The following is a 20,105-nucleotide window of genomic DNA, read 5'->3' as shown; positions in this document are numbered from 1 at the left end:
ACTGTTGCGATTTCCCGAGGTTTCATCATCTTGAGATCATTTGTGTCGAGGTTGACCTTCCAACGGTTGGAACCCTCATCTTCGAGGCCAAGCGAAGGAGATCGACATGAAGATTAGAGCGGAAAACGTAGTCGCGGCAGTTGGAGAGCTTCGAATTGGGTTGCTTGCGGTCAGGGACCTGGCCGATACGCTACTGACCCTGGTCGACGCAGCGGGCTCATCACCATTGTCGAAACAGGATTCCGGACGTCGTTCAGCGTCCACGCGAGCCGTTTGCCTTGATCGAAGGCGCACCGACGGGGCGCTTGTCGCCTTCGCGGTGACAACGGCCATAGTGCTGATGACCGGCAAAGGAAAAGGGCGGAATTGATCCGCCCTTTTCCATGTCATTGACCACGCTTGGCCAACCATTCCTGCATCTGCGCGATTTCTGCCTCTTGAGCGGAGATGACCTCCTCAGCAAGCGCTCGCACCTCGGGGTCCGATCCGTGTTCGAGAACGACACGAGCCATGTCGATGGCGCCCTGGTGATGTGGGATCATGCCGCGCATGAAATCCTCGTCCGCATCGCCCGTAAATTCGATCGCCATATCGGCGTGCATCTTGTCGTTGACTTGCCTGTAGGCCCGAATGACAGGGTTGTCCGAAGGCGTGCTGGTGCCGTGCCCTACGTGTTCACCGTGATTCATGGTCGCTCCCTGTCCTTGCTCGTCCATCTGCGACTGCGCGTAGGCGAGTCCGCCGGCAACGACGAACGCGCTGGCAATGAAGATCGGGGTGAGCCTGTTCATGACGCAGCTCCTTATCAGTTTACGGTTGCAGGATAGCCGGCTTCTTCGAGAACCTCCTGAAGAGCCTCCGCGGTAGCCGTCGTCTCGACCTTGACCGCGCGTGCCTCCGGATTCGTTTCCACCCTGGCGCTGGGGTCGACTGACTGGATCGCCTTGGTCACGGATTTCGCGCAGCCGCCGCAGGTCATGTTCTCGATTCTGAGTTCCATGAGAATTCTCCTTGTTTCGGTCTCACACCGCCGAATGTGGGGCTTCCAACCATAGGAAGGTCAATAGCGATTTTTCGCTTTTCGACCTCTTGACCTTCCTATGGTTGGAAGCCCCATCTTCTGTCCGAACTGGAATTTCGGGACAAGAAAGGAGGCGGCTATGAATGCCCCCGTTCAAGCAACAGATTTGCATGGGACGATATCGCTCCCCATTGAAGGAATGACCTGCGCATCCTGCGTTGGTCGCGTCGAAAGAGCCCTCAAGGCCGTGCCTGGCGTCGCCGATGCCGTCGTCAACCTGGCGACGGAAAAGGCGAGCATCACCACGAAGGCTCCGGTCGATACCTCCACGCTCGTCAAGGCCGTGGAGGATGTGGGCTATGAGGTTTCGGCAAGTTTCTCCCCGCCGGCGGCTGCCACACTTGAACTGGCGGTCGAGGGCATGACCTGCGCGTCCTGCGTCGGTCGCGTCGAAAAGGCGCTCAAGGCCGTGCCCGGCGTCACCGATGCCGTCGTCAACCTCGCCACCGAAAAGGCCACGATCCAGGGCAGCGCCGATGCGGCAGCCCTGGTGGCGGCCATCGGGAACGCGGGATACGACGCCAGGGTGATCGCGGCAGCAACCGGGGCCAGCCAGGCCGAGACGGATGACCGTGCCGAGAAGAAGGAAGCGGAACGTCGTGAACTGACCCGCGATTTCACCGTCGCGGCGCTGCTGACGCTGCCGGTCTTCATCCTGGAAATGGGCTCGCACGTCATTCCGGGCATGCATGACCTCATCGCTTCAACCATCGGCATGCAGACCAACTGGTATCTCCAGTTCGTGTTGACGACCATCGTCCTGTTCGTTCCGGGCATCCGCTTTTACGACAAGGGGTTTCCGGCTCTGTGGCGGCTCGCCCCCGACATGAATTCGCTGGTCGCGGTCGGCACGATGGCGGCCTATGGCTACTCGCTGGTGGCGACCTTCGCGCCCGGTTTCCTGCCTGCCGGAACCGTGAACGTCTATTTCGAGGCCGCCGCCGTCATCGTAACGCTGATCCTGCTCGGCCGCCTGCTGGAGGCGCGCGCTAAGGGGCGCACCTCCGAGGCGATCAAGCGTCTTGTCGGCCTTCAAGCAAAAATGGCGCGCGTGCGCAGGGACGGCAAAACGGTCGAACTGCCGATCGATTCCGTGCTGGCCGGAGACATCGTCGAGGTTCGGCCCGGCGATCGCATCCCGGTGGATGGCGAGGTCATCGAAGGCGAAAGCTATGTCGACGAATCGATGATCACGGGAGAGCCGATCCCGGTCTCTAAGGCAAACGGCAGCGAGGTGGTGGCCGGAACGGTGAACCAGAAGGGCGCCTTCGCGATCCGTGCGACGGCTGTCGGCGGCAACACCGTGCTGTCGCAGATCATCCGCATGGTCGAGGAGGCCCAGGGATCGAAGCTGCCGATCCAGGCGCTGGTCGACAAGGTCACCATGTGGTTCGTGCCGGCGGTCTTCGTCGTCGCGGCCCTGACCTTTGCGGCGTGGCTCTGGTTCGGCCCCTCGCCGGCGCTGACCTTCGCTCTGGTCAATGCCGTCGCGGTTCTGATCATCGCCTGCCCGTGCGCCATGGGTCTGGCGACGCCGACCTCGATCATGGTGGGCACCGGCCGGGGTGCGGAACTGGGCGTGCTGTTCCGCAAGGGCGAGGCGCTGCAACTGCTCAAGGACGCCAGGGTCGTCGCCGTCGACAAGACGGGCACGCTGACCGAAGGAAAGCCCGCGCTCACCGATCTGGAACTGGCCATCGGTTTCGACCGGGCGGATGTCCTCGGTCTGGTGGCGGCCGTCGAGGCGAAGTCGGAGCATCCGATCGCCCGTGCGATCGTGGATGCGGCCGCTGGGGAGGACATCTCGCTGCCGGCCGTGTCGGACTTCGAATCGGTGACGGGTTTGGGCGTCAAGGCCCTGGCCGGCGGCAGCCAAGTCGAGATCGGTGCTGACCGCTACATGGCCGAACTCGGCCATGACGTGGCAGGCTTCGCCGAGGTTGCCGAACGCCTCGGCGACGAGGGTAAGTCGCCGCTTTATGCGGCGATCGACGGCAAGCTCGCGGCGATCATCGCCGTGGCCGATCCGATCAAGGAGACGACGCCTGCGGCGATCGAGGCGCTGCACGATCTCGGCCTCAAGGTCGCGATGATCACCGGCGACAACAAGCGTACGGCCGAAGCTATCGCCAAGCGCCTGGGGATCGACGAGGTGGTGGCCGAAGTGCTGCCTGACGGCAAGGTCGACGCGGTGCGCCGCCTCAAGACCGAGCATGGCAAGGTCGCCTTTGTCGGCGACGGCATCAACGACGCCCCGGCACTGGCCGAAGCGGATGTGGGCCTTGCCATCGGCACCGGCACGGACATTGCCATCGAGGCCGCCGACGTGGTGCTGATGTCGGGCAGCCTGCAAGGCGTGCCGAACGCGATCGCACTGTCCAAGGCGACGATCGGCAACATAAGGCAGAACCTGTTCTGGGCCTTTGCCTACAACACGGCTCTGATCCCCGTTGCCGCCGGTCTGCTCTATCCGGCCTACGGTATCCTGCTGTCGCCCGTCTTCGCCGCCGGCGCCATGGCTCTCTCGAGCGTATTCGTGCTCGGCAATGCGCTGAGGCTCAAGACCTTCCGCGCCCCCGCACAGGCTGAAAGCGGCGCCATCCGGCACCGTCAGCCGGAACTCGCCCCCGCGGAATGAGAACAGGCGAGCCTGCTGCGGCAGGCTCGCCACATCTGCAGAAGGAATGAAGCAATGACCAATACGGGAACTCCGTCGGTGGTGCTGTATACCACGCCAACCTGCCCCGATTGCCATGCCGTCAAGCGGTGGCTTGCAGATCAGGGTGTTCCGTTCGAAGAGCGGGACCTGTCAGATCCGCAGATCGCCGAAGAGGCGAAAGCGCGGACCGGCGTACGCGTTGCCCCGATCACCATCATCAATGAACAGGTCTTCTATGGAACCTTCGCCGACCAGAAACCCCGCCTCGCGGAGGCTCTGTCGTCGAACACCGCCTGAGGGGAGATTGCCATGGCAGGACGAATCGAAATCCGGCAGGCGGCGCGTACCATCGACGTGCCGGACGGCCGAACTATTCTGGAGACGGCGCTGGAAGAAGGGATCGCATACCCTCATGGATGCCGCTCGGGCCGTTGTGGCTCCTGCAAGTCCCGACTGCTAAGCGGCGAGGTTGACCTTCTGCCGCACACGCGCTTTTCCCTGACGGACGATGAACGAGCTCAGGGGTTGATCCTCGCATGCCGCGCGCAGCCGCTTACGGACTGCACGGTCGCATGGCTCGACGATGAGGAGGAACAGCTTGATCTTCCCGTCCGCACCTATCGGGCGCGGGTCGTCGCGATCGGCGACGCGACCCATGACATCCGGCAAATCAGACTGGAGGTCGAAACGGGAGAGGCCGTCGCGTTCAAGGCGGGCCAGTATGCGCAGGTGACGTTCGATGGTGTTCCGGCGCGCGACTATTCGATGGCGAACCAGCCGGGCCGAACCCATCTCGAATTCCACATAAGGCATGTGCCCGGCGGAGCGACGAGCGAACACGTCGCCAGGTCGCTCAAGGTCGGTGACGGGGTTTCGGTTCGCGGGCCGCTCGGCAACTCGTTTCTGCGCGAAGGGCATACGGGTCCGATTCTGGCGGTCGCCGGCGGATCGGGACTGGCGCCGATCAAGTCGATTGTCGAAACGGCGCTGATAAGTGGCCTGCGGCAGCCGATCCGACTCTATTTCGGGGCGCGGACAGAACGCGATCTCTATCTCGTCGACCATTTCAGTCTTCTGGCGGGCATCTACGACAACCTCACCTTCATACCCGTGCTTTCGGAGGTGAGCCGATCCGATCACTTCAGAACCGGCCTGGTAACGGATGCGATCGTGAGTGACGTGCAGGACCTCGATGGCTGGAAGGCATATATGGCCGGACCGCCTGCCATGATCGATGCTGCCGGCACCATGCTTCGCGAGCTGGGCTTGCGCGGCGAGGACATACATGCGGACGTATTTTTTACGCCCGAGGACGCGCCTATATAAGTAGATGAAAGGAACAGCAATGAACATCGGAAAAGCAGCGGCGGCATCGGGCGTTTCGGCCAAGATGATCCGCTACTACGAATCGATCGGATTGATCCCGGAAGCGTCGCGAACGGATAGCGGTTTCCGCGATTACTCCGACAAGGATGTGCATACGCTGCGCTTTATCAGGCGCGCGCGCGATCTCGGCTTCTCGGTTGAGAAAATGTCCGAACTGCTTGCCCTGTGGCGAGACAGGAGCCGGGCGAGTGCGGACGTCAAGCGCGTTGCGCTGGAGCATGTCGAGGAACTCGAACGGAAGTCGCGCGAACTCAGGGAGATGAGCATGACGCTCAAGCACCTGGCAGAAAACTGCCGGGGCAATGCCCGGCCGGACTGCCCAATCATCGACGAACTGTCGGCGACTGATGGCCCTGAGGCCAGCCCTGCGCGCACCCGCCGTCGTTCCGGGGCGACAGGAAACAGGTTCGAACATACAAGGCCCGTCGTGTCGGCGCAGACGAAACGGAGCGACCACGGCGCCAGGGAGCAATAGCCATGACTCTTGCCGGCGAAATTCTGCACCTGTTCAAACGAGCGTGTTCGGACGGCGACATGGAAGTTGCCGAGAAGCTGTTGCAGGCCCTTGAACTGATTGATGCGCGGGAGCCTGGCGCCACGGCTTCTCACAAGCCGTTTGCTCAAGCTTATCGGGCTATCGGCGAGCTTCCCGCGCCTCCGAGAAAGTTTCACCGGCCTCATTAAGATATCATCTGTTGAGTGGTCCAAGGACGGATGAGCCACCAATGCCGACTTCGCAGCACAATAACTGCGCGCCTAAGCGGCGGATCAACGATGCGGAGGCGGTGGACTCCGAACTCAGCGGCGTCGGGAAACCTCCTCCTGAAATCCGCGTTCTCGTTCCGGCCATGTACTCTTGATAAAGGCAAGGACAGCCCGGATCTCGGCGTCGCTCAGAGTATCGGCAAAACCAGGCATGTCGCTCTCATAGCTCCCCCCGACGATGGCGGCTGTACCCTCCTTGACGATGCGGAACAGCATCTCATCGGCATGGTGCCAGGTGTGGCCGCTCTCGTCGTGCGGCGGTGCGGGCAGCCGGCCAGAGGCGAGCGGCGTGCGCCAGTCCGGCTGTCCCTCCAGGTTCGCGCCATGGCACGACGCGCACTGAATCGCATAGACTTGTCGGCCCAGCTCTAGGACCTCCGTTGATGCCGCAACACTCGATCCGGAACGAACGTAATGCCATCCAGCCAATGTTGCCACGATCGCACCTCCAAGGAGCGACCCTAACCAGAAAGTATTTCGGAGATTCTTTCGCATGGCACACATGTTCAGCAGCCAGGAATTGCAACCTACGAGATGGTCAAGAAGATTTGCCAGAGGTGCGACGCCATCTGCAATAGACATTCCGGTGAGCAGTGCCTATCTTTCCAGCATGTTTGCGCGCGTTGTCTCCATACTTGCCATAGTCGGGGTCGCCGTCATGATGATGGCGTTCTCCGCGCACGCGGCACGCATGAGCATAACGTCGGATCACGCTGCGCATTTGAACGAGATGATGAACTCCGCAGCCGGCATCGAGCCTGCATGTAGCAGCGAACACTGCGGATCGGCAGGCATGGATGCGGGAACCTGTGAGGTGGTTTGTGCAGGTTTTTCGCTCTTTCTCATATCGCCGAGCGGCGATTCTGGAAACCAATACACGCCAGCCCGCCATGTCCTGCCGCCTGATGCAAGCACTGCCGGTCGGGCACCTGGACTGAACGAGCGTCCTCCGAAGATCCGTCTCCTCTGATCGCGCCCGGGCTTCGGCCCGCGGTCTTCCGACAGCTTTGAGGAACGGGACTGCTGTCCCGAGGAGACGACCATGAATACCCTTTCACGACGCGGCTTTCTCGCCGCAAGCGCGGCCATGCTGGCCTACGCTCATGTGCCCCGGATGGCGGCAGCGCAGGACGCCACGCCGCTGTCGCTTCGCGCCACCAGCCGGACGCTCGACATCGACGGACGCGCCGCCACTGTCTGGGGTCTTGCCGGGCCATCCGGACAGGGCCTGACCCTCGATCCCGGCATGCCGTTCAGGGTTGATCTAACAAACGAACTCGATACCGCCACACTGATTCATTGGCACGGACAGATTCCGCCCAATGCGCAGGATGGCGTGCCCGACATGCCCGCGCCGATGCTCGCCCCCGGTGAAACACGCGCCTATGACTTCGCACCGCTGTCCGGCACCTACTGGATGCACGCGCATGTACCGTTGCACGAGATGCGCCTTCTGGCCGCGCCACTGATCGTGCGCAGCGCCGAGGATGTCGCCGCCGATCGGCAGGAGGTGGTGCTGTTTCTGCATGACTTCTCGTTCAGGGCGCCTGAGGAGGTGATGGCCGAGATCAAGTCCGGCCATGGCGCGGGTGGTCACGGAAGCGGCGCAGGCGCAGGCGCAGACATGGGTGGAATGTCGGGTATGGACCACGGCGCGATGGGAAACATGCCGATGAATGGCATGGATCACGGTGCCATGGGTGGCATGATGGGAATGGGATCCATGGACGGTATGGCGATGGACCTCAACGACTACGATTGGGACGCCTATCTTGCCAACGATCGCACGCTCTCGGACCCGGAAGTGGTGCAGGTCGAGCGCGGCGGGCGTATCCGCCTACGCGTCATCAACGCCGCTGCGGCGACGGTGTTCTGGCTCGACACCGGCGAAGCGCAGGCCCGGCTCGTCGCGGTTGATGGCCATGCCGTTCAACCGCTCTCTGGCACGCGGTTCGGCCTGGCCATGGGCCAACGGCTTGACCTTGAGATCGATCTGCCGTCGCAGGGTGGTGCCTGGCCGATCCTCGCGCTGCGAGAAGGCGCGCGGGAGCGCACTGGTCTGATCCTTGCCACTCCGGGCGCCGAGATACGGCCCATCGATGTTTTGGCAGAGACCGACACACCGGCCTTTGACACCGACCTAGCACAAGAGACGCGCTTGATCGCCTCCGAAACCTTGCCGGATCGGCCGGTGGACCGCAGCCATATGCTAATGCTGGGCGGCTCGATGCAGCCCTATGTGTGGACGATCAACGGTGCCGTCTGGGGCCAGCATCGTCCAGTTGCCGCGAGGCGCGGCGAACGGATCGTGCTGTCCTTCCACAATATGTCGATGATGGGCCACCCGATGCATCTGCACGGGCATGTGTTCCAGGTTGTCGGGCTGAACGGACGTGCGGTCACGGGCGCGCGGCGGGACACGGTGTATGTGCCGCCAATGTCGATGGTCGACATCGCACTCGATGCCGGAGAAGCCGCGCGCTGGATGCTGCATTGCCATCACATGCCGCATCTTGAAACAGGCATGATGACCGAATTCGCGGTCAGCGCATAGGCGCGGGCTGGCAGGAGGACGCCGGCACCGGCGTCCTCCTGTGGCAACGAGGAGGTGAACCTATGTCAATGTCTCACGGCGGCCATGCCGGCCACATGCCCGCGAGTGGTGATCGCAAAGCGCTCGTCATTTCGGGGTGGCTCACTGGCCTTTATTTCATCGTGGAACTCGGGATCGGCATCTGGACGGGCTCGGTCGCCGTCATGTCGGATGCCTTCCACACCTTCTCGGCCGTAGGCGGCGTGCTCATTGCGCTGGTCGCCATGCGTCTGGGGGAGCGAAAGTCCAGCCCCGCGCGCACCTTCGGCTACATTCGGGCGGAGATCCTGGGAGCCCTCTTCAACGGCCTCTTCCTCGTCGCCATGGCCCTTTACGTACTGTGGATGGGCGCGATGCGCCTTATGGAGCCCATCGAACTGGCCACGACGCCGATGTTGATCGCGGCAGCGGGCGGCATCGCCACCGAGCTTGTCGCGCTCTGGCTCATGTATGAGCGCCAGAAGGGTAACCTGAACATGCGGGGTGCATACTGGCACATCCTGCAGACCTTCGTCGGCAGCTTCCTCATCATCGTCTCGGCGCTGGTAATCCGGTTCACGGGCTTTATGGCCATCGACCCGCTGCTTGGCATGGCCTTCGGGCTGGTGCTGCTCTGGGCCTCCTGGGGTATCCTGCGTGAGGCATTGCACATCCTGCTGCAGGGCACGCCCGAAGACCTCGATCTGGAGGCTGCCATCAAGGCCATCCGACAGCTAGAGGGGGTTACCGACGTGCATCACGTCCATGCCTGGAGTCTGACATCCGGGCGCAATGTATTTTCGAGCCACGTCTGCGTTGAGGACTGGCAGGAGGGCGAAAGGGTGCTGCGACAGGCAAGCAATCTCCTGCGCGAGCGTTTCAACATCTACTTCTCGACGATACAAATCGAGGAATACTGCCTCCACGGCGAGGACTCTGCGGCCGAGATTGACATCATGCAATCTCAGACGGGGTCAGAATGGTCCCGAGGCGGAAAGGCCCACGACAATCATTGACAGGCAGGATCTCGGGATTCCGATCACCACTTGACCTTCCAGCGGTTGGAAGGCGCAAAAAAGGCGAAACGCAAAATCAGGATCAAGCGCTGGGGAGGCGTGCAAATGACCAACAAACCCGAACACGATCATCAGAGTCATACTCACGATCATTCAGCCCACGGCCACGGCCACGGCCACGGCCACGGCCACGAGGCGGATGCCCCGGACGATGCCCACAAGGTCAAGGATCCGGTCTGCGGCATGATGGTCGATCCCCACACGACCGAGCACAAGGCCGAGCACGGCGGGCGGCCCTACTACTTCTGCTCGGCGGGATGTCGCTCGAAGTTTCTGGCCGACCCCGACCGCTACCTCGATCCGGCTACATCGGCCGCCGAGGCCGAGCCGGTTCCCGAGGGAACAACCTACACCTGCCCAATGCATCCGGAGATCCGGCAGATCGGCCCCGGATCATGCCCGATCTGCGGCATGGCGCTGGAGCCGGTGCTGGTCAGTCTTGAGGCAGAACCCAATGTCGAACTGATCGACATGACGCGCCGGTTTTGGATCGGCCTTGTTCTGACGATCCCGGTGTTCATTCTCGAGATGGGGGGGCATCTGTTCGGGCTGACCCACGCCATCGGCCAGCAGGTCTCGAACTGGCTGCAACTGACCCTCGCAACGCCGGTTGTTCTCTGGGCGGGCTGGCCGTTCTTCCAGCGTGGCTGGCAGTCGCTCGTCAACCGCAGCCTCAACATGTTCACACTGATCGCCATGGGCACCGGGACGGCGTGGATCTACAGTGTCGTTGCTACCCTTGCACCCGGCATCTTCCCGGACGCCTTCCGCCAGCACGACGGCTCGGTCGCGGTCTATTTCGAGGCGGCGGCGGTCATAACAGTGCTGGTGCTGCTGGGACAGGTGCTGGAGCTGCGGGCGCGAGAGAGCACCAGCGGCGCGATCCGGGCGCTGCTCGACCTCGCCCCCAAGACTGCCCGGATCATTCGGGACGATGGCACCGAGGAGGAGGTTCAACTCGACACCGTTCATGTCGGCGACCGTCTGCGGGTGCGTCCCGGCGAGAAGGTGCCTGTCGATGGCAAAGTTCTGGAAGGGCGCAGTGCTGTCGATGAATCGATGGTGACCGGCGAGTCGATGCCGGTCACCAAGGAGGCCGGCTCCAAAGCCATCGGCGGCACCATGAACCAGTCTGGCGCGCTGGTGATTGAGGCACGCAAGGTCGGGCGCGACACCTTGTTGTCGCAGATTGTCCAGCTCGTCGCCGAGGCGCAGCGCAGCCGTGCTCCGATCCAGCGGCTGGCCGACCAGGTTTCGGGATGGTTCGTGCCGGCGGTGATCGTCGTCGCGGTCCTTGCCTTCGTCGCCTGGTCGGTCTGGGGACCGGAGCCACGCTTCTCCTTCGGTCTGATCGCGGCGGTTTCGGTCCTGATCATCGCCTGTCCCTGTGCGCTGGGGCTTGCAACGCCGATGTCGATCATGGTCGGCGTCGGGCGTGGCGCACAGGCAGGCGTGCTGATCAAGAATGCCGAGGCGCTGGAGCACATGGAGAAGGTCAATACCATCATCGTCGACAAGACCGGTACCCTGACCGAGGGCCGGCCCGCGGTCACAGCGATCGTGCCGGCGCCTAGCTTTACCGAGGAGGAGGCTTTGCGGCTTGCCGCCAGTGTGGAGCGAGCCAGCGAGCATCCGCTGGCGCTCGCCATCGTGCGCGCGGCCGAGGAGCGCGGGATCGTGACCACACCAGTCGCGGATTTCGACTCGCCAACCGGCAAAGGCGCCTATGGCACGGTCGAGGGCAAGCGCATCCCCCTCGGCAATGCAAAGTTCCTGGCCGAGCAAGGCGTTGATGTCGCGCCGCTTGCCGATGAGGCCGACCGGCTCCGCGAGGACGGGGCAACCGCGATCTTCATGGGAGTTGAGGGTCAGGTTGCTGCCGTCTTCGCCATCGCCGATCCGGTCAAACCCTCGACGCCCGAGGCGCTTGCCGCGCTGAAGACGCACGGAATCCGCGTAGTCATGCTTACAGGTGACAACTGGACCACGGCCAAAGCGGTCGCCCGCCAGCTCGGCATCGACGAGGTCGAGGCCGAGGTCCTGCCCGATCAGAAAAGCGCGGTCGTGCAGCGCCACAAGGCGGCGGGCGAGGTTGTCGCGATGGCGGGCGACGGGGTGAACGACGCGCCGGCCCTGGCGGCCGCCGATGTCGGCATTGCCATGGGCACCGGTACCGATGTGGCGATGGAAAGCGCGGGGGTCACGTTGCTGAAGGGCGATCTGACCGGCATCGTCCGCGCCCGCCGGCTTTCGGAGGCGGTCATGGGGAACATCCGCCAGAACCTTTTCTTCGCCTTCATATACAACGCTCTGGGAGTGCCGGTCGCGGCGGGCGTATTGTACCCGTTCTTCGGCATCCTGCTGTCGCCAATCATCGCAGCGGCCGCAATGGCATTGTCGTCGGTCAGCGTCATCGCCAATGCCGCGCGTCTGCGGAGGGTGAAGCTGTGACGACGGGAACGCCGGGGACTGCGATTTGCTGCTCACCCCCTTCGTGCGCCGCACGCCAACCGTGACGGCGAGGCAATGAATCCATGAAACGAGGTTAGACGATGAGAAACGATCACCGCATCAGCCGGCGCGCCATTCTGACGGCTGCCGGCGCAATCCCACTGCTGATGCTCATTCCAGGGTGGGGACATGCCGAAGCGCTGCCTCTGGTGAGCGTCACCAAGGATCCGTCCTGCGGCTGCTGCGATGGCTGGGTCGCGCATATCGAGGCAGCGGGGTTCCCGGTGCGGGTTGTGGAATCCGTCGATATGGACGGCCTCAAGCGGCGACTCGGTGTGCCGGCCGAACTGGCGTCGTGCCACACCGCCGAGGTGGGCGGCTATGTGGTCGAGGGCCACGTGCCTGCCCCGGCAATCCGCCGCCTGCTGGCCGAACGACCTGACGCGAGGGGGCTTGCTGTCCCCGACATGCCTGCCGGGTCACCCGGCATGGATTTTCCCGGAGTCGATCCCGAACCATATGAAGCGTTCCTGTTCGGCCCGACCACCCGCACCTTCGGGCGCTTCATCGGGCCACGGGAAATCTAGGTCTGAGGCTCCGCATGACCGCTCGCCTCGCCAATGATCCGGGATCGTGTCAGCCGAGGTGACCTACCCTTGTCAATGAGGCTGTCGCCATTGCCTGATCGGCACTTCTCACATGCAAATGAGGGCGATGTGCAGGTTATTGGCACATTGATCGCGCTTCAGCGGATTTGAGAATCATTTTGTTCTTGACCTTCCCACGGTTGGAACGATTAGGGGTCTGCGACATCTGAACGACTCATTCCAAAATATCAGGAAAATCCGGATGTCTACGGCCTCTCAAATCCCGAAGCCCCCAGTGACTTCTTCACCTGCAAGCACGACTTTGCCGCTGGCCGTCATTGCGACGGCCCAGCTCATGGTGGTGCTTGACGATACCGTTGCGAACGTCGCCCTGCCAACACTCCAGAACGATCTCGGAATGTCGGTTGCTAACCTGCCCTGGGTAATCAACGCTTACATTCTCGCCTTTGGCGGGTTGCTGCTGTTCGGCGGCAGGCTCGGCGATCTTTATGGCCGCCGACGCATGTTGCAACTCGGCATGGCGATCTTCACCGTCGCCTCCCTGTTCGTCGGGCTGGCTCAGGACGGCGTGAGTGTGATCGCTTCGCGCGGCCTGCAGGGGATAGGCGCGGCACTGACCGCGCCGAATGCCCTGGCGCTGATCGCCACGACATTTCCCGAGGGCAAGGCCCGCAATGGGGCGATGGCCGTTTACGGGGCAATGTCGGGTCTTGGCATCATCGCCGGGCTGATCCTCGGCGGGTTGCTCACAGGGCTGCTCGGCTGGCGCTGGGCGTTTTTCATCAACATTCCCATCGGCCTCGCTGTACTGGCCGGATCGAGAACGCTTGTCGAGGCGGAACTGCACAAGGGTCGCCCTGATCTAGCGGGCGCGCTCACCAGCATCGTCGGCATGGCCGCGCTCGTCTACGGGATCACCCGTGGCGGCGAGCATGGTTGGACCGACAGCATCACGCTCGCCGCATTCGTCACCGCCGCGGTGCTATTGCCGCTGTTCCTGATCCTGCAGTCGCGCAGCAAGGATCCGCTTCTGCCGCCGCGCCTGTTCAAGGATCGCAACCGAGCCGGTTCTTACTTTGCCATGCTGCTGCTCGGCTTCGGTCCGATGGGCATGCTGTATCTGTTGACGCTCTATTTGCAGCATATCCTTGGCTACAGTCCGATTCTAACCGCTCTGGCGTTTCTGCCCTTCGGTGCGGGTATTATCCTTGGGGCCGTTGTCAGTTCCAAGCTCGTCACGCGGTTTGCGCCGCGTGAGGTGGCGGCACCGGCCGCACTGATCGGTGGTGCTGCCTTGTACTGGCTCTCCACGATCGGACAGGAACTCGACTATATCTGGCATTTCATGCCGGCTGCCTTTCTCACCGCTTTCGGTTTCGTGGGGGCGGTGATCGCGCTGGCGCTGACCGCCGTGAAGGGTGTGCAGGCACAGGAGACCGGCATCGCATCGGCGCTCTTCAATGCCTCGCAACAGATCGGCGTCGCCTTGGGGCTAGCCGTCCTTTCGACCATCGCTGTTTCGGTCACGGCCGGCCGATTTCCGGATGCTCTCGCCGCGCTCTATCGCGCACGGGAAGCCGGCGACGCCGAAATGGTGCAATCGGCCAGCGATGCACTGATCCATGGGTATGGTCTTGCGCTTGTGGGAGCTGGAGTCGCTCTCGTCGTCGCCGCCGTCATCGCGGCGGTGCTGGTAAATGCCAGGAGGGGAAAGGTCTCAACAGGCAGTATGCCTGTGCATTGAGCGGTTCCTCGCCCAAACTTCGGCGCGGTTCGTCTGGCCCGTTCCGCGCCGCCTGGCTTGAGGGGCGTCTTGACCTTCCAATGGTTGGAGGCCGCACGATCTCGCTTGATATCGGTTCCGTGAATGCAAGGTGGCAATAATGAAAGTTTCCACGAAAAACAGTTCGTCGGCCAAGATGCCATTCAGCCCGCTGATCTTGGAAGGGCGCGTTCATGCCGAAAATGCCTCCCTCCTCAAAGTTGGTGCCGATTGTGCGCATCTCCCCGAGGCGCAAATCGATGATGATCGCACCTTTCTCAGGGCCGTGTTAGCCCAGGCACTCGTTTTCGCCGTCGTTAGGCAATTTGTGAGTTACCTGTTAGCCGTCGCTAGCCTCTTCAAGCTCCTCCTCGTGTTGGCAACCAGAAGCAGGGTGGCCGTGTAATGCGGAAAGGGGGGACGCGTTGCGATTCAATTGAGCTTCGCCATCTCCGCTATTTCGTGGCTGTGGTCGAGCACGGCAGTTTTCGTAAAGCCGGAGTTGCGCTTGGGCGGTCGCAATCTGCGGTCAGTCGGTGCATTGCCAGGCTGGAAGACGAGATTGGCGCCTCCCTGTTTCACCGGCACACATGGGGCGTATCACCAACCTATGCCGCCCAGCGATTCCTAAAACACGCTCGCAGGGTCATCAGGACCGTGGGAGAGGGCGCTCAAGAGGCTGCCTCCGCAGGTCGTTCGGAAGAAGGAAGTGTCCGGATCGGTATCTATTCGTCAATCGCTTCAGGCTTTTTGGCGGAACTGCTGGCGAGGTACGGAAGACGCCACAGCGGGGTCAGGATCGAGATGGTTGACGGCAATCCCGTCGAGCATGTCGCGGCGATCCGGCAACTCGGTCTCGACGTCGCCTTCATCACGGGAACGCGGGATTGGCCGGACTGCGAGAGCGTCCTCTTGTGGTCGGAGCGTGTGTTCGTGGTCTTGCCTGACGATCATACCTTGGCCAATAAGGAGGAAGTCGTCTGGCGCGATCTGGCCGACGAGACTTTTATCGTCAGCGAGACCGCCCCAGGACAGGAAATCTATGATCATCTGGTGCGCCGGCTCGCAGATCTCGGCAGGCATCCCGAGATCCAGGTGCAATATGTCAGCCGAGATAATCTCGTACCGATGGTAGCCCTCGGCCAAGGTCTGACGCTGGTGAGCGAAGCCATGACCGTCGCGCAGTTTCCAGGTGTGGTTTACCGGCCGATCCTCGGCGAGATACTGCCGTTTTCGGCTGTCTGGTCGGCGAGTAACGACAATCCCGCCTTCCGTCGCTTTCTCAGTCTGGCGAAAGCAATGGCCATCAGACCTTCGACTTCGGAGGCTGGACGGAGCGCCGTGCTTTCGTGAACCCCCTGTCGGTGGCGATGAAGCGCTCCAGCATCGGCACGATCAGCCTGACCGGATCAGCGGCGAGCTGGCCCGTCTCGCGGGCCAGCACCTCGGCATAGGCAGCTAGATCGCGATGGAGCGGCCCCGGCAGCTCCACCGTGACCTTGACGGGCTTGTCCTCGACGATGGGACCGAGTTTCAGCTTGGTCATGTTCAACCTCCTGCGGATTCGAATACAAGGTCGCGGGTTACAATGATTCTGACCGGGAAGCCGGGCCGGATGGTCAGCGTCGGCGCGACCTGCAACTGGCGCTGAACGATCTGCTGCCCGGCCTGATTGACGGTATCCTGCGCACCGTCGCGGATCGCGCGGATCAGCCGGTCTTCGTCGCTGGTGGCCAGCTCTGTGCCTACCGCGAGCAGCGTGGAAAGCCCAGCCGCCTTCATCAGATCCCACCAGTGATAATCGACGCCATCCTCAAGCCCGGCATAGCCGGAAGCATCCGCTCCCGGCAGGCGCTCCAGAACGATGGAACGGCCGCCCGGCAGGATCAGGCGATTCCAGACAAGCAGGACGCGGCGCTGGCCGAAGGTCACGCCGTCGTCGTATTGGCCGATGATGCGGGTGCCCTGTGGGATCAGCAACAGCGAGCCGGTCGGGCTGTCATAGACGTTCTCCGTCACCTGCGCGGTGATCTGGCCCGGAAGGTCGGAGCGGATGCCGGTGATGAGCGCGGCCGGGATCACGGCCCCGGCCTGAAGGATGTAGGGCGATGCCGGCGGCGTGACGCGATCCGGCGCGACGGTCTGCCGGTCGACCGGGCCATTGAGGAAAGCCGTGTGCCTGTTCTGTCCTGTGCCGTCCGGCTGCAAGCCTATCCCGGCCATTCCGGGCATGGCAGTTTCCGCTGTACCGCCGGAACGAGGTCCGGTTTGGAAGAACACGTTGCTAAGCCGCGCGGCCTCTTCCTCGGCGCGGCGGCGTTCTTCCTCGGGATCGACGGCGGGCGTTGCGATGGCGGGCGCTGCAACCGGCTGGCCCCTTGTCTGCGCATCGAGGATCGGACGACCGAGGTCGCCGGGCAATGCCGGCCCCAGAATGGGGCCGCTATAGTCGCTCGGTAGGCCCGCCAGCCCATCGGCGGTTTGCCGGTTGCTGGTCGAATAGAGTTCTTCGCCGCCCGGTCCTGCGTCGCGGGTCTGGAGCGCGTATATCAGCGCGCCGCCGATGCCGAGCAAGGCGACAGCGCCGACGCCTGCCAGCATCTTGCGCGACAGGCGCGTGACACGGGGCGTTTCGGCGCGCAAGCGCATGGGGGCTGCGGTTTCGGTATCGCTCATGAGGACGATCCTTTCGCGGTCGCGCTGACCGGCTGCGCAGCGGCGGCCTGCGTCGGGTTGGTACGGACGATCCTGACGACCTGCTGGCGGTCGCCGCTGCCAAGGCGCAGCTCCGCCGCGCCGAACAGGCGGTCCACGATCAGGACATTCTGGTGGACGCGGCTGTTGACGATCTGCGTTTCTCCGTCCGACCCGATGACGAACAAGGGCGGCATTTCGCCCTGCACGATGCCGCGCGGGAAAACGACATAGACGCGCCGACCATCATCGAAGACGGAAACCGGCCGCCATGGCGGACTGTCGCCCCGCACCTGCAATCCGTAGCGATAGTTTCGGGCCGCCTCGGCCGGAATGATGGGCGCGGCGGGCGTGGTGACGCGGCTCCCTGCAGGCGGCGCGGGATAGGCCCATGCCACGGAAGGCATGTAGAGGGCTTCTCGTGCACGAAGCTCGATCATGTAAACACGCCGGTCGGTGGTGACGACGAGGTTGGTAGAGATGTCGTCGCGCGTCGGCTTGACAAGGATATGGACACGCCGGTTTGCACCCGAGCCGGATTCGGTGTCGCCGATGATCCATCGTGTCGTGTCACCGGCCGCAATCGGTCCCGCGCCGGTCAGGCTTTCGCCCGGCTCCAGCGCAATATTGGTGATCTGGCCGGGGGCGGCATAGACCTGATAGAGCGCGCCTTCCGACCACGGATATATCTGGATGGCGTTGTAGTAGCCCTCGCGGCGCGGCTCGACGCGGGCGGCGGCATTGGCGTTCTCGACGCGGCCGGTCGGTGTGCCGGCTGCGGTGCCGCCGCGTGCGACGGTCCATGCCGGGGGCACATGCAACGGACGGGGCGTGTCGTTGGTGACAGATGCCTGCACGGTCGGCAGCGGCGGCACATCGGCATCGTAGCTGAATTGCGGCGTCCGGTTGGTGGCGCAGCCTGCGAGCACGGTCGCGGAAAGCAGCAAAGCCGTAAAGCCAGGTTTACGGAAAACCGGAAGCCCGGCTTTACGGAAATTCGTGCGGGTCATTGGCTCATCTCCCGCGACCAGTTGATCGCGTTGACATAGATTCCCAACGGGTTGGCGCGCAGACGCTCGGCGTCGCGCGGGGGCTGGATCACGACGGTCAGGATCGCGGTCCATCGCTCGGTGGTGGAAAGCTGGCCGTTCTCGTAGTGCCGTTCGGTCCACGCGACACGGAAGCTGTCGGGCGAGGCCCGGATGACGCTGGACACCTCGACGGCGACCTGTTGGCGGCCGACCTTCGTGAAGGGATCGTTGGCGCGGGCATAGTCGTTGAGCGCCGTTGCGCCGCGATCCGTCGTGAACTCATAGGCGCGAAGCCAGTTCTGCCGGACGATGATGGCGTCGGCCGGGATCGCGCGGACCTGCTCGATGAAGCGGCCAAGGTGGAATGCGACCTGCGGATCGGTGGGGCGATAGTCGGCAACGGCCGGCGCAAGGGCCTGCGCTTGGCCGAGATTATCGACTTGCACCACCCAGGGCACCACGGTCCCGCGTGCCGATTGCCAGACGAGGGCGGCGGCAAAGCCGGCCGAGAGGATCAGGCAGCCGAAGGCCATATAGCGCCAGTTCCTCGCCTGCATGCGGGCCGAGCCGATGCGTTCGTCCCAGACCTGCGCGGCGCGCTGATAGGGCGTTTCGGGTTCCGGCACCTTGCCGTAATGGGTCGTCGGTCTCTTGAAGATATTCATATACGGTCACTTTCGGAAAGGCTGACGGAGGAGCCGCCGCCGTGGCTGTCGCCGGAACGGACGGCATGAGCGGCGGCAGTAACGCCGCGGCTCATGGCCCGGCCACGCCGCATCTGCTGCGCCCAGGCGGGCGGACTCTCGGTGGACGGCGGAACTGATGGGGCCGGAAATGCGCTTGCGCCGATCGTACCCATCGAGGAGCTGCCGCCGGACGCAGCGAACCCAGCTCTTGCACCGTCGGAATAGCTGGATTTCAGGCTGTCGGTGGCGCGGGAGGCGGCGCGTTTCAGGGGCGAGACGGTCGCGGCAGCACCTGCGCGGGCCACGCCGCCGAGGCCGGAAGCGACCCCTCCTGCGCCGGACTCGCCCATCGAGCCAAGGGTATAGGCCGACGAGGCCGCACCGGCGGCCGAGGCGCCGCCGCGAGCAAGGGCGGCCCCGCCCGAGAGTGCGGCTGCTCCACCGCGCGCGGCGAGCATGGTCGCGCCACCGGCTGCCATCGCTGCGCCCCCGACGGCGAGACCCGTGCCGACGGCGGCACCTGCGCTGAGCTGCGGGCCGCCCGAGACGAGGCCGGTGGCGATGCCTGGGCCGAAGATGCCGAGGCCGAGAAGAGAAAGGGCTGCCAGCACGACCGCCATGGCGTCGTCGATGGTCGGCGTCGCGCCGCCGAAGCCGGCGGTAAACTGGCCGAAGAGCGTGGAGCCAATGCCGATGATGACGGCGAGGACCAGCACCTTGATACCGCTGGAGATCACGTTGCCCAGAACCCGCTCGGCCATAAAGGCGGTCTTGCCGAAGAGGCCGAATGGGATGAGAACGAAACCGGCGAGCGTGGTGAGCTTGAACTCGATCAGGGTAACGAAAAGCTGGACCGCCAGAATGAAGAAGGCGAGGATGACCAGCACCCAGGCGAAGAACAGGCAGAGGATCTGCACGAGGTTCTCGAAGACCGCGATCCAGCCCATGAGGTCGGAGATGGATTCCAGAAGCGGCCGTCCTGCCTCCAGGCCGGTCTGGGCGACACGTCCTGGGCGCAGAAGATCGGCGGCGGAGAAGCCGGTGCCCGAGGCCATCAGGCCAAGGCCAGCGAAGCTTTCGAAGACGATCCGTGCGAGATTGTTCCAGTTCGAGATGATGTAGGCGAAGACGCCGACGAACAGGGTTTTCTTCACCAATCGCGCGATGATGTCGTCGTCCGCGCCCCAGGCCCAGAACAGGGCGGCGAGCGTCACGTCGATAACGATCAGGGTCGTGGCGATGAAGGCGACCTCGCCGCCGAGCAGGCCGAAACCGCTGTCGATATAAGAGGTGAATACCCCGAGAAAGTTGTCGATAACCCCCGTTCCGCCCAT

General features: G+C 63.4%; 22 protein-coding genes. 14 read left to right on the top strand and 8 right to left on the bottom strand.

The features are described from left to right. The first annotated feature begins 106 nt into the window (after positions 1 to 106). Positions 107 to 370: a hypothetical protein gene (locus PVE73_RS24940; RefSeq protein WP_277364814.1), complete on the top strand. Its 264-nt coding sequence runs from the start codon at positions 107 to 109 to the stop codon at positions 368 to 370. 16 nt (positions 371 to 386) lie between these two features. Here PVE73_RS24940 and PVE73_RS24935 read toward each other — a convergent pair whose 3' ends face one another. Next, the gene (locus PVE73_RS24935; RefSeq protein WP_277364813.1) at positions 387 to 791 is read right to left on the bottom strand and encodes a DUF305 domain-containing protein; all 405 of its coding nucleotides are present in this window, start codon (positions 789 to 791) and stop codon (positions 387 to 389) included. 14 nt (positions 792 to 805) lie between these two features. Then, positions 806 to 1,000, bottom strand: a complete 195-nt coding sequence (locus PVE73_RS24930) for a heavy-metal-associated domain-containing protein (RefSeq protein ID WP_198475906.1) — start codon at positions 998 to 1,000, stop codon at positions 806 to 808. 160 nt (positions 1,001 to 1,160) lie between these two features. Here PVE73_RS24930 and PVE73_RS24925 point away from each other — a divergent pair, with 160 nt between their 5' ends. From PVE73_RS24925 to PVE73_RS24905, 5 genes are read left to right on the top strand one after another with little or no spacing between them, the layout of a single operon-like run. Then, positions 1,161 to 3,719, top strand: coding sequence for a heavy metal translocating P-type ATPase (locus PVE73_RS24925; RefSeq protein ID WP_277364812.1), 2,559 nt, complete (start codon positions 1,161 to 1,163; stop codon positions 3,717 to 3,719). Between the two features lie 54 nt (positions 3,720 to 3,773). Continuing rightward, the gene (locus tag PVE73_RS24920; protein ID WP_277364811.1) at positions 3,774 to 4,037 is read left to right on the top strand and encodes a glutaredoxin family protein; all 264 of its coding nucleotides are present in this window, start codon (positions 3,774 to 3,776) and stop codon (positions 4,035 to 4,037) included. Between the two features lie 12 nt (positions 4,038 to 4,049). Continuing rightward, positions 4,050 to 5,066, top strand: a complete 1,017-nt coding sequence (locus PVE73_RS24915; protein ID WP_277364810.1) for a 2Fe-2S iron-sulfur cluster-binding protein — start codon at positions 4,050 to 4,052, stop codon at positions 5,064 to 5,066. A gap of 19 nt (positions 5,067 to 5,085) precedes the next feature. Beyond that, positions 5,086 to 5,601, top strand: a complete 516-nt coding sequence (gene cueR, locus PVE73_RS24910) for a Cu(I)-responsive transcriptional regulator (protein ID WP_277364809.1) — start codon at positions 5,086 to 5,088, stop codon at positions 5,599 to 5,601. A 2-nt stretch (positions 5,602 to 5,603) separates the two neighbouring features. Then, positions 5,604 to 5,810 (top strand): hypothetical protein, encoded by a 207-nt coding sequence (locus tag PVE73_RS24905; protein ID WP_277364808.1) that lies wholly within the window; start codon positions 5,604 to 5,606, stop codon positions 5,808 to 5,810. A gap of 114 nt (positions 5,811 to 5,924) precedes the next feature. Here PVE73_RS24905 and PVE73_RS24900 read toward each other — a convergent pair whose 3' ends face one another. After that, positions 5,925 to 6,320 carry a cytochrome c gene (locus PVE73_RS24900; RefSeq protein WP_277367571.1) on the bottom strand — a complete coding sequence of 132 codons (396 nt, stop codon included), beginning with the start codon at positions 6,318 to 6,320 and terminating at the stop codon, positions 5,925 to 5,927. 64 nt (positions 6,321 to 6,384) lie between these two features. On the opposite strand from PVE73_RS24900, the gene PVE73_RS24895 reads away from it, so the two are divergent. The 8 genes from PVE73_RS24895 to PVE73_RS24860 all read left to right on the top strand — a co-directional run bounded on the left by PVE73_RS24895 (position 6,385) and on the right by PVE73_RS24860 (position 15,713). After that, positions 6,385 to 6,861 (top strand): hypothetical protein, encoded by a 477-nt coding sequence (locus tag PVE73_RS24895; RefSeq protein ID WP_277364807.1) that lies wholly within the window; start codon positions 6,385 to 6,387, stop codon positions 6,859 to 6,861. Between the two features lie 72 nt (positions 6,862 to 6,933). After that, entirely contained in the window at positions 6,934 to 8,445 is a 1,512-nt protein-coding gene (locus PVE73_RS24890; RefSeq protein ID WP_277364806.1) for a multicopper oxidase domain-containing protein, read from the top strand. Between the two features lie 62 nt (positions 8,446 to 8,507). Then, positions 8,508 to 9,479, top strand: coding sequence for a cation diffusion facilitator family transporter (locus tag PVE73_RS24885; protein ID WP_277364805.1), 972 nt, complete (start codon positions 8,508 to 8,510; stop codon positions 9,477 to 9,479). A gap of 105 nt (positions 9,480 to 9,584) precedes the next feature. Next, a complete protein-coding gene (locus PVE73_RS24880; RefSeq protein WP_277367570.1) occupies positions 9,585 to 11,990 on the top strand; it encodes a heavy metal translocating P-type ATPase in 2,406 nt (801 codons plus the stop codon). A 101-nt stretch (positions 11,991 to 12,091) separates the two neighbouring features. Further along, entirely contained in the window at positions 12,092 to 12,577 is a 486-nt protein-coding gene (locus PVE73_RS24875; RefSeq protein ID WP_277364804.1) for a DUF411 domain-containing protein, read from the top strand. Positions 12,578 to 12,839: 262 nt separating this feature from the next. Beyond that, the gene (locus tag PVE73_RS24870; protein WP_277364803.1) at positions 12,840 to 14,342 is read left to right on the top strand and encodes an MFS transporter; all 1,503 of its coding nucleotides are present in this window, start codon (positions 12,840 to 12,842) and stop codon (positions 14,340 to 14,342) included. 139 nt (positions 14,343 to 14,481) lie between these two features. Beyond that, a complete protein-coding gene (locus tag PVE73_RS24865; RefSeq protein ID WP_277364802.1) occupies positions 14,482 to 14,766 on the top strand; it encodes a hypothetical protein in 285 nt (94 codons plus the stop codon). A gap of 56 nt (positions 14,767 to 14,822) precedes the next feature. Then, the gene (locus PVE73_RS24860; RefSeq protein WP_346772387.1) at positions 14,823 to 15,713 is read left to right on the top strand and encodes a LysR family transcriptional regulator; all 891 of its coding nucleotides are present in this window, start codon (positions 14,823 to 14,825) and stop codon (positions 15,711 to 15,713) included. Here the strand turns inward: PVE73_RS24860 and PVE73_RS24855 are convergent. Genes PVE73_RS24855 through trbL form a run of 5 tightly spaced genes read right to left on the bottom strand, consistent with a single transcriptional unit; the run spans position 15,667 to position 20,105 of the window. Continuing rightward, on the bottom strand, positions 15,667 to 15,906 hold the full coding sequence (locus PVE73_RS24855) for a DUF2274 domain-containing protein (protein WP_277364800.1): 240 nt from the start codon (positions 15,904 to 15,906) through the stop codon (positions 15,667 to 15,669). The two genes, PVE73_RS24860 and PVE73_RS24855, sit on opposite strands and share 47 nt — an antisense overlap. 2 nt (positions 15,907 to 15,908) lie before the next feature. After that, entirely contained in the window at positions 15,909 to 17,036 is a 1,128-nt protein-coding gene (locus PVE73_RS24850; protein WP_277364799.1) for a TrbI/VirB10 family protein, read from the bottom strand. Next, positions 17,033 to 18,064, bottom strand: coding sequence for a P-type conjugative transfer protein TrbG (gene trbG / locus PVE73_RS24845; protein ID WP_277364798.1), 1,032 nt, complete (start codon positions 18,062 to 18,064; stop codon positions 17,033 to 17,035). The genes PVE73_RS24850 and trbG overlap by 4 nt, the downstream gene beginning before the upstream one ends. After that, a complete protein-coding gene (gene trbF, locus PVE73_RS24840) occupies positions 18,061 to 18,750 on the bottom strand; it encodes a conjugal transfer protein TrbF (protein WP_277364797.1) in 690 nt (229 codons plus the stop codon). Before trbF ends, trbG begins: the two co-directional genes overlap by 4 nt. Then, positions 18,747 to 20,105, bottom strand: coding sequence for a P-type conjugative transfer protein TrbL (trbL, locus tag PVE73_RS24835; protein WP_277364796.1), 1,359 nt, complete (start codon positions 20,103 to 20,105; stop codon positions 18,747 to 18,749). Before trbL ends, trbF begins: the two co-directional genes overlap by 4 nt.

This window comes from Chelativorans sp. AA-79 (assembly GCF_029457495.1).
GTDB lineage: Bacteria > Pseudomonadota > Alphaproteobacteria > Rhizobiales > Rhizobiaceae > Chelativorans.
This window is presented reverse-complemented; position numbering and strand designations above follow the sequence as displayed.

Coding starts and splice junctions, on each gene's coding strand:
- PVE73_RS24940 (WP_277364814.1), top strand. CDS start 107: ATGAAGATTAGAGCGGAAAACGTAGTCGCGGCAGTTGGAGAGCTTCGA.
- PVE73_RS24935 (WP_277364813.1), bottom strand. CDS start 791: ATGAACAGGCTCACCCCGATCTTCATTGCCAGCGCGTTCGTCGTTGCC.
- PVE73_RS24930 (WP_198475906.1), bottom strand. CDS start 1,000: ATGGAACTCAGAATCGAGAACATGACCTGCGGCGGCTGCGCGAAATCC.
- PVE73_RS24925 (WP_277364812.1), top strand. CDS start 1,161: ATGAATGCCCCCGTTCAAGCAACAGATTTGCATGGGACGATATCGCTC.
- PVE73_RS24920 (WP_277364811.1), top strand. CDS start 3,774: ATGACCAATACGGGAACTCCGTCGGTGGTGCTGTATACCACGCCAACC.
- PVE73_RS24915 (WP_277364810.1), top strand. CDS start 4,050: ATGGCAGGACGAATCGAAATCCGGCAGGCGGCGCGTACCATCGACGTG.
- cueR (WP_277364809.1), top strand. CDS start 5,086: ATGAACATCGGAAAAGCAGCGGCGGCATCGGGCGTTTCGGCCAAGATG.
- PVE73_RS24905 (WP_277364808.1), top strand. CDS start 5,604: ATGACTCTTGCCGGCGAAATTCTGCACCTGTTCAAACGAGCGTGTTCG.
- PVE73_RS24895 (WP_277364807.1), top strand. CDS start 6,385: ATGGCACACATGTTCAGCAGCCAGGAATTGCAACCTACGAGATGGTCA.
- PVE73_RS24890 (WP_277364806.1), top strand. CDS start 6,934: ATGAATACCCTTTCACGACGCGGCTTTCTCGCCGCAAGCGCGGCCATG.
- PVE73_RS24885 (WP_277364805.1), top strand. CDS start 8,508: ATGTCAATGTCTCACGGCGGCCATGCCGGCCACATGCCCGCGAGTGGT.
- PVE73_RS24880 (WP_277367570.1), top strand. CDS start 9,585: ATGACCAACAAACCCGAACACGATCATCAGAGTCATACTCACGATCAT.
- PVE73_RS24875 (WP_277364804.1), top strand. CDS start 12,092: ATGAGAAACGATCACCGCATCAGCCGGCGCGCCATTCTGACGGCTGCC.
- PVE73_RS24870 (WP_277364803.1), top strand. CDS start 12,840: ATGTCTACGGCCTCTCAAATCCCGAAGCCCCCAGTGACTTCTTCACCT.
- PVE73_RS24865 (WP_277364802.1), top strand. CDS start 14,482: ATGAAAGTTTCCACGAAAAACAGTTCGTCGGCCAAGATGCCATTCAGC.
- PVE73_RS24855 (WP_277364800.1), bottom strand. CDS start 15,906: ATGACCAAGCTGAAACTCGGTCCCATCGTCGAGGACAAGCCCGTCAAG.
- PVE73_RS24850 (WP_277364799.1), bottom strand. CDS start 17,036: ATGAGCGATACCGAAACCGCAGCCCCCATGCGCTTGCGCGCCGAAACG.
- trbG (WP_277364798.1), bottom strand. CDS start 18,064: ATGACCCGCACGAATTTCCGTAAAGCCGGGCTTCCGGTTTTCCGTAAA.
- trbF (WP_277364797.1), bottom strand. CDS start 18,750: ATGAATATCTTCAAGAGACCGACGACCCATTACGGCAAGGTGCCGGAA.
- trbL (WP_277364796.1), bottom strand. CDS start 20,105: ATGGGCGGAACGGGGGTTATCGACAACTTTCTCGGGGTATTCACCTCT.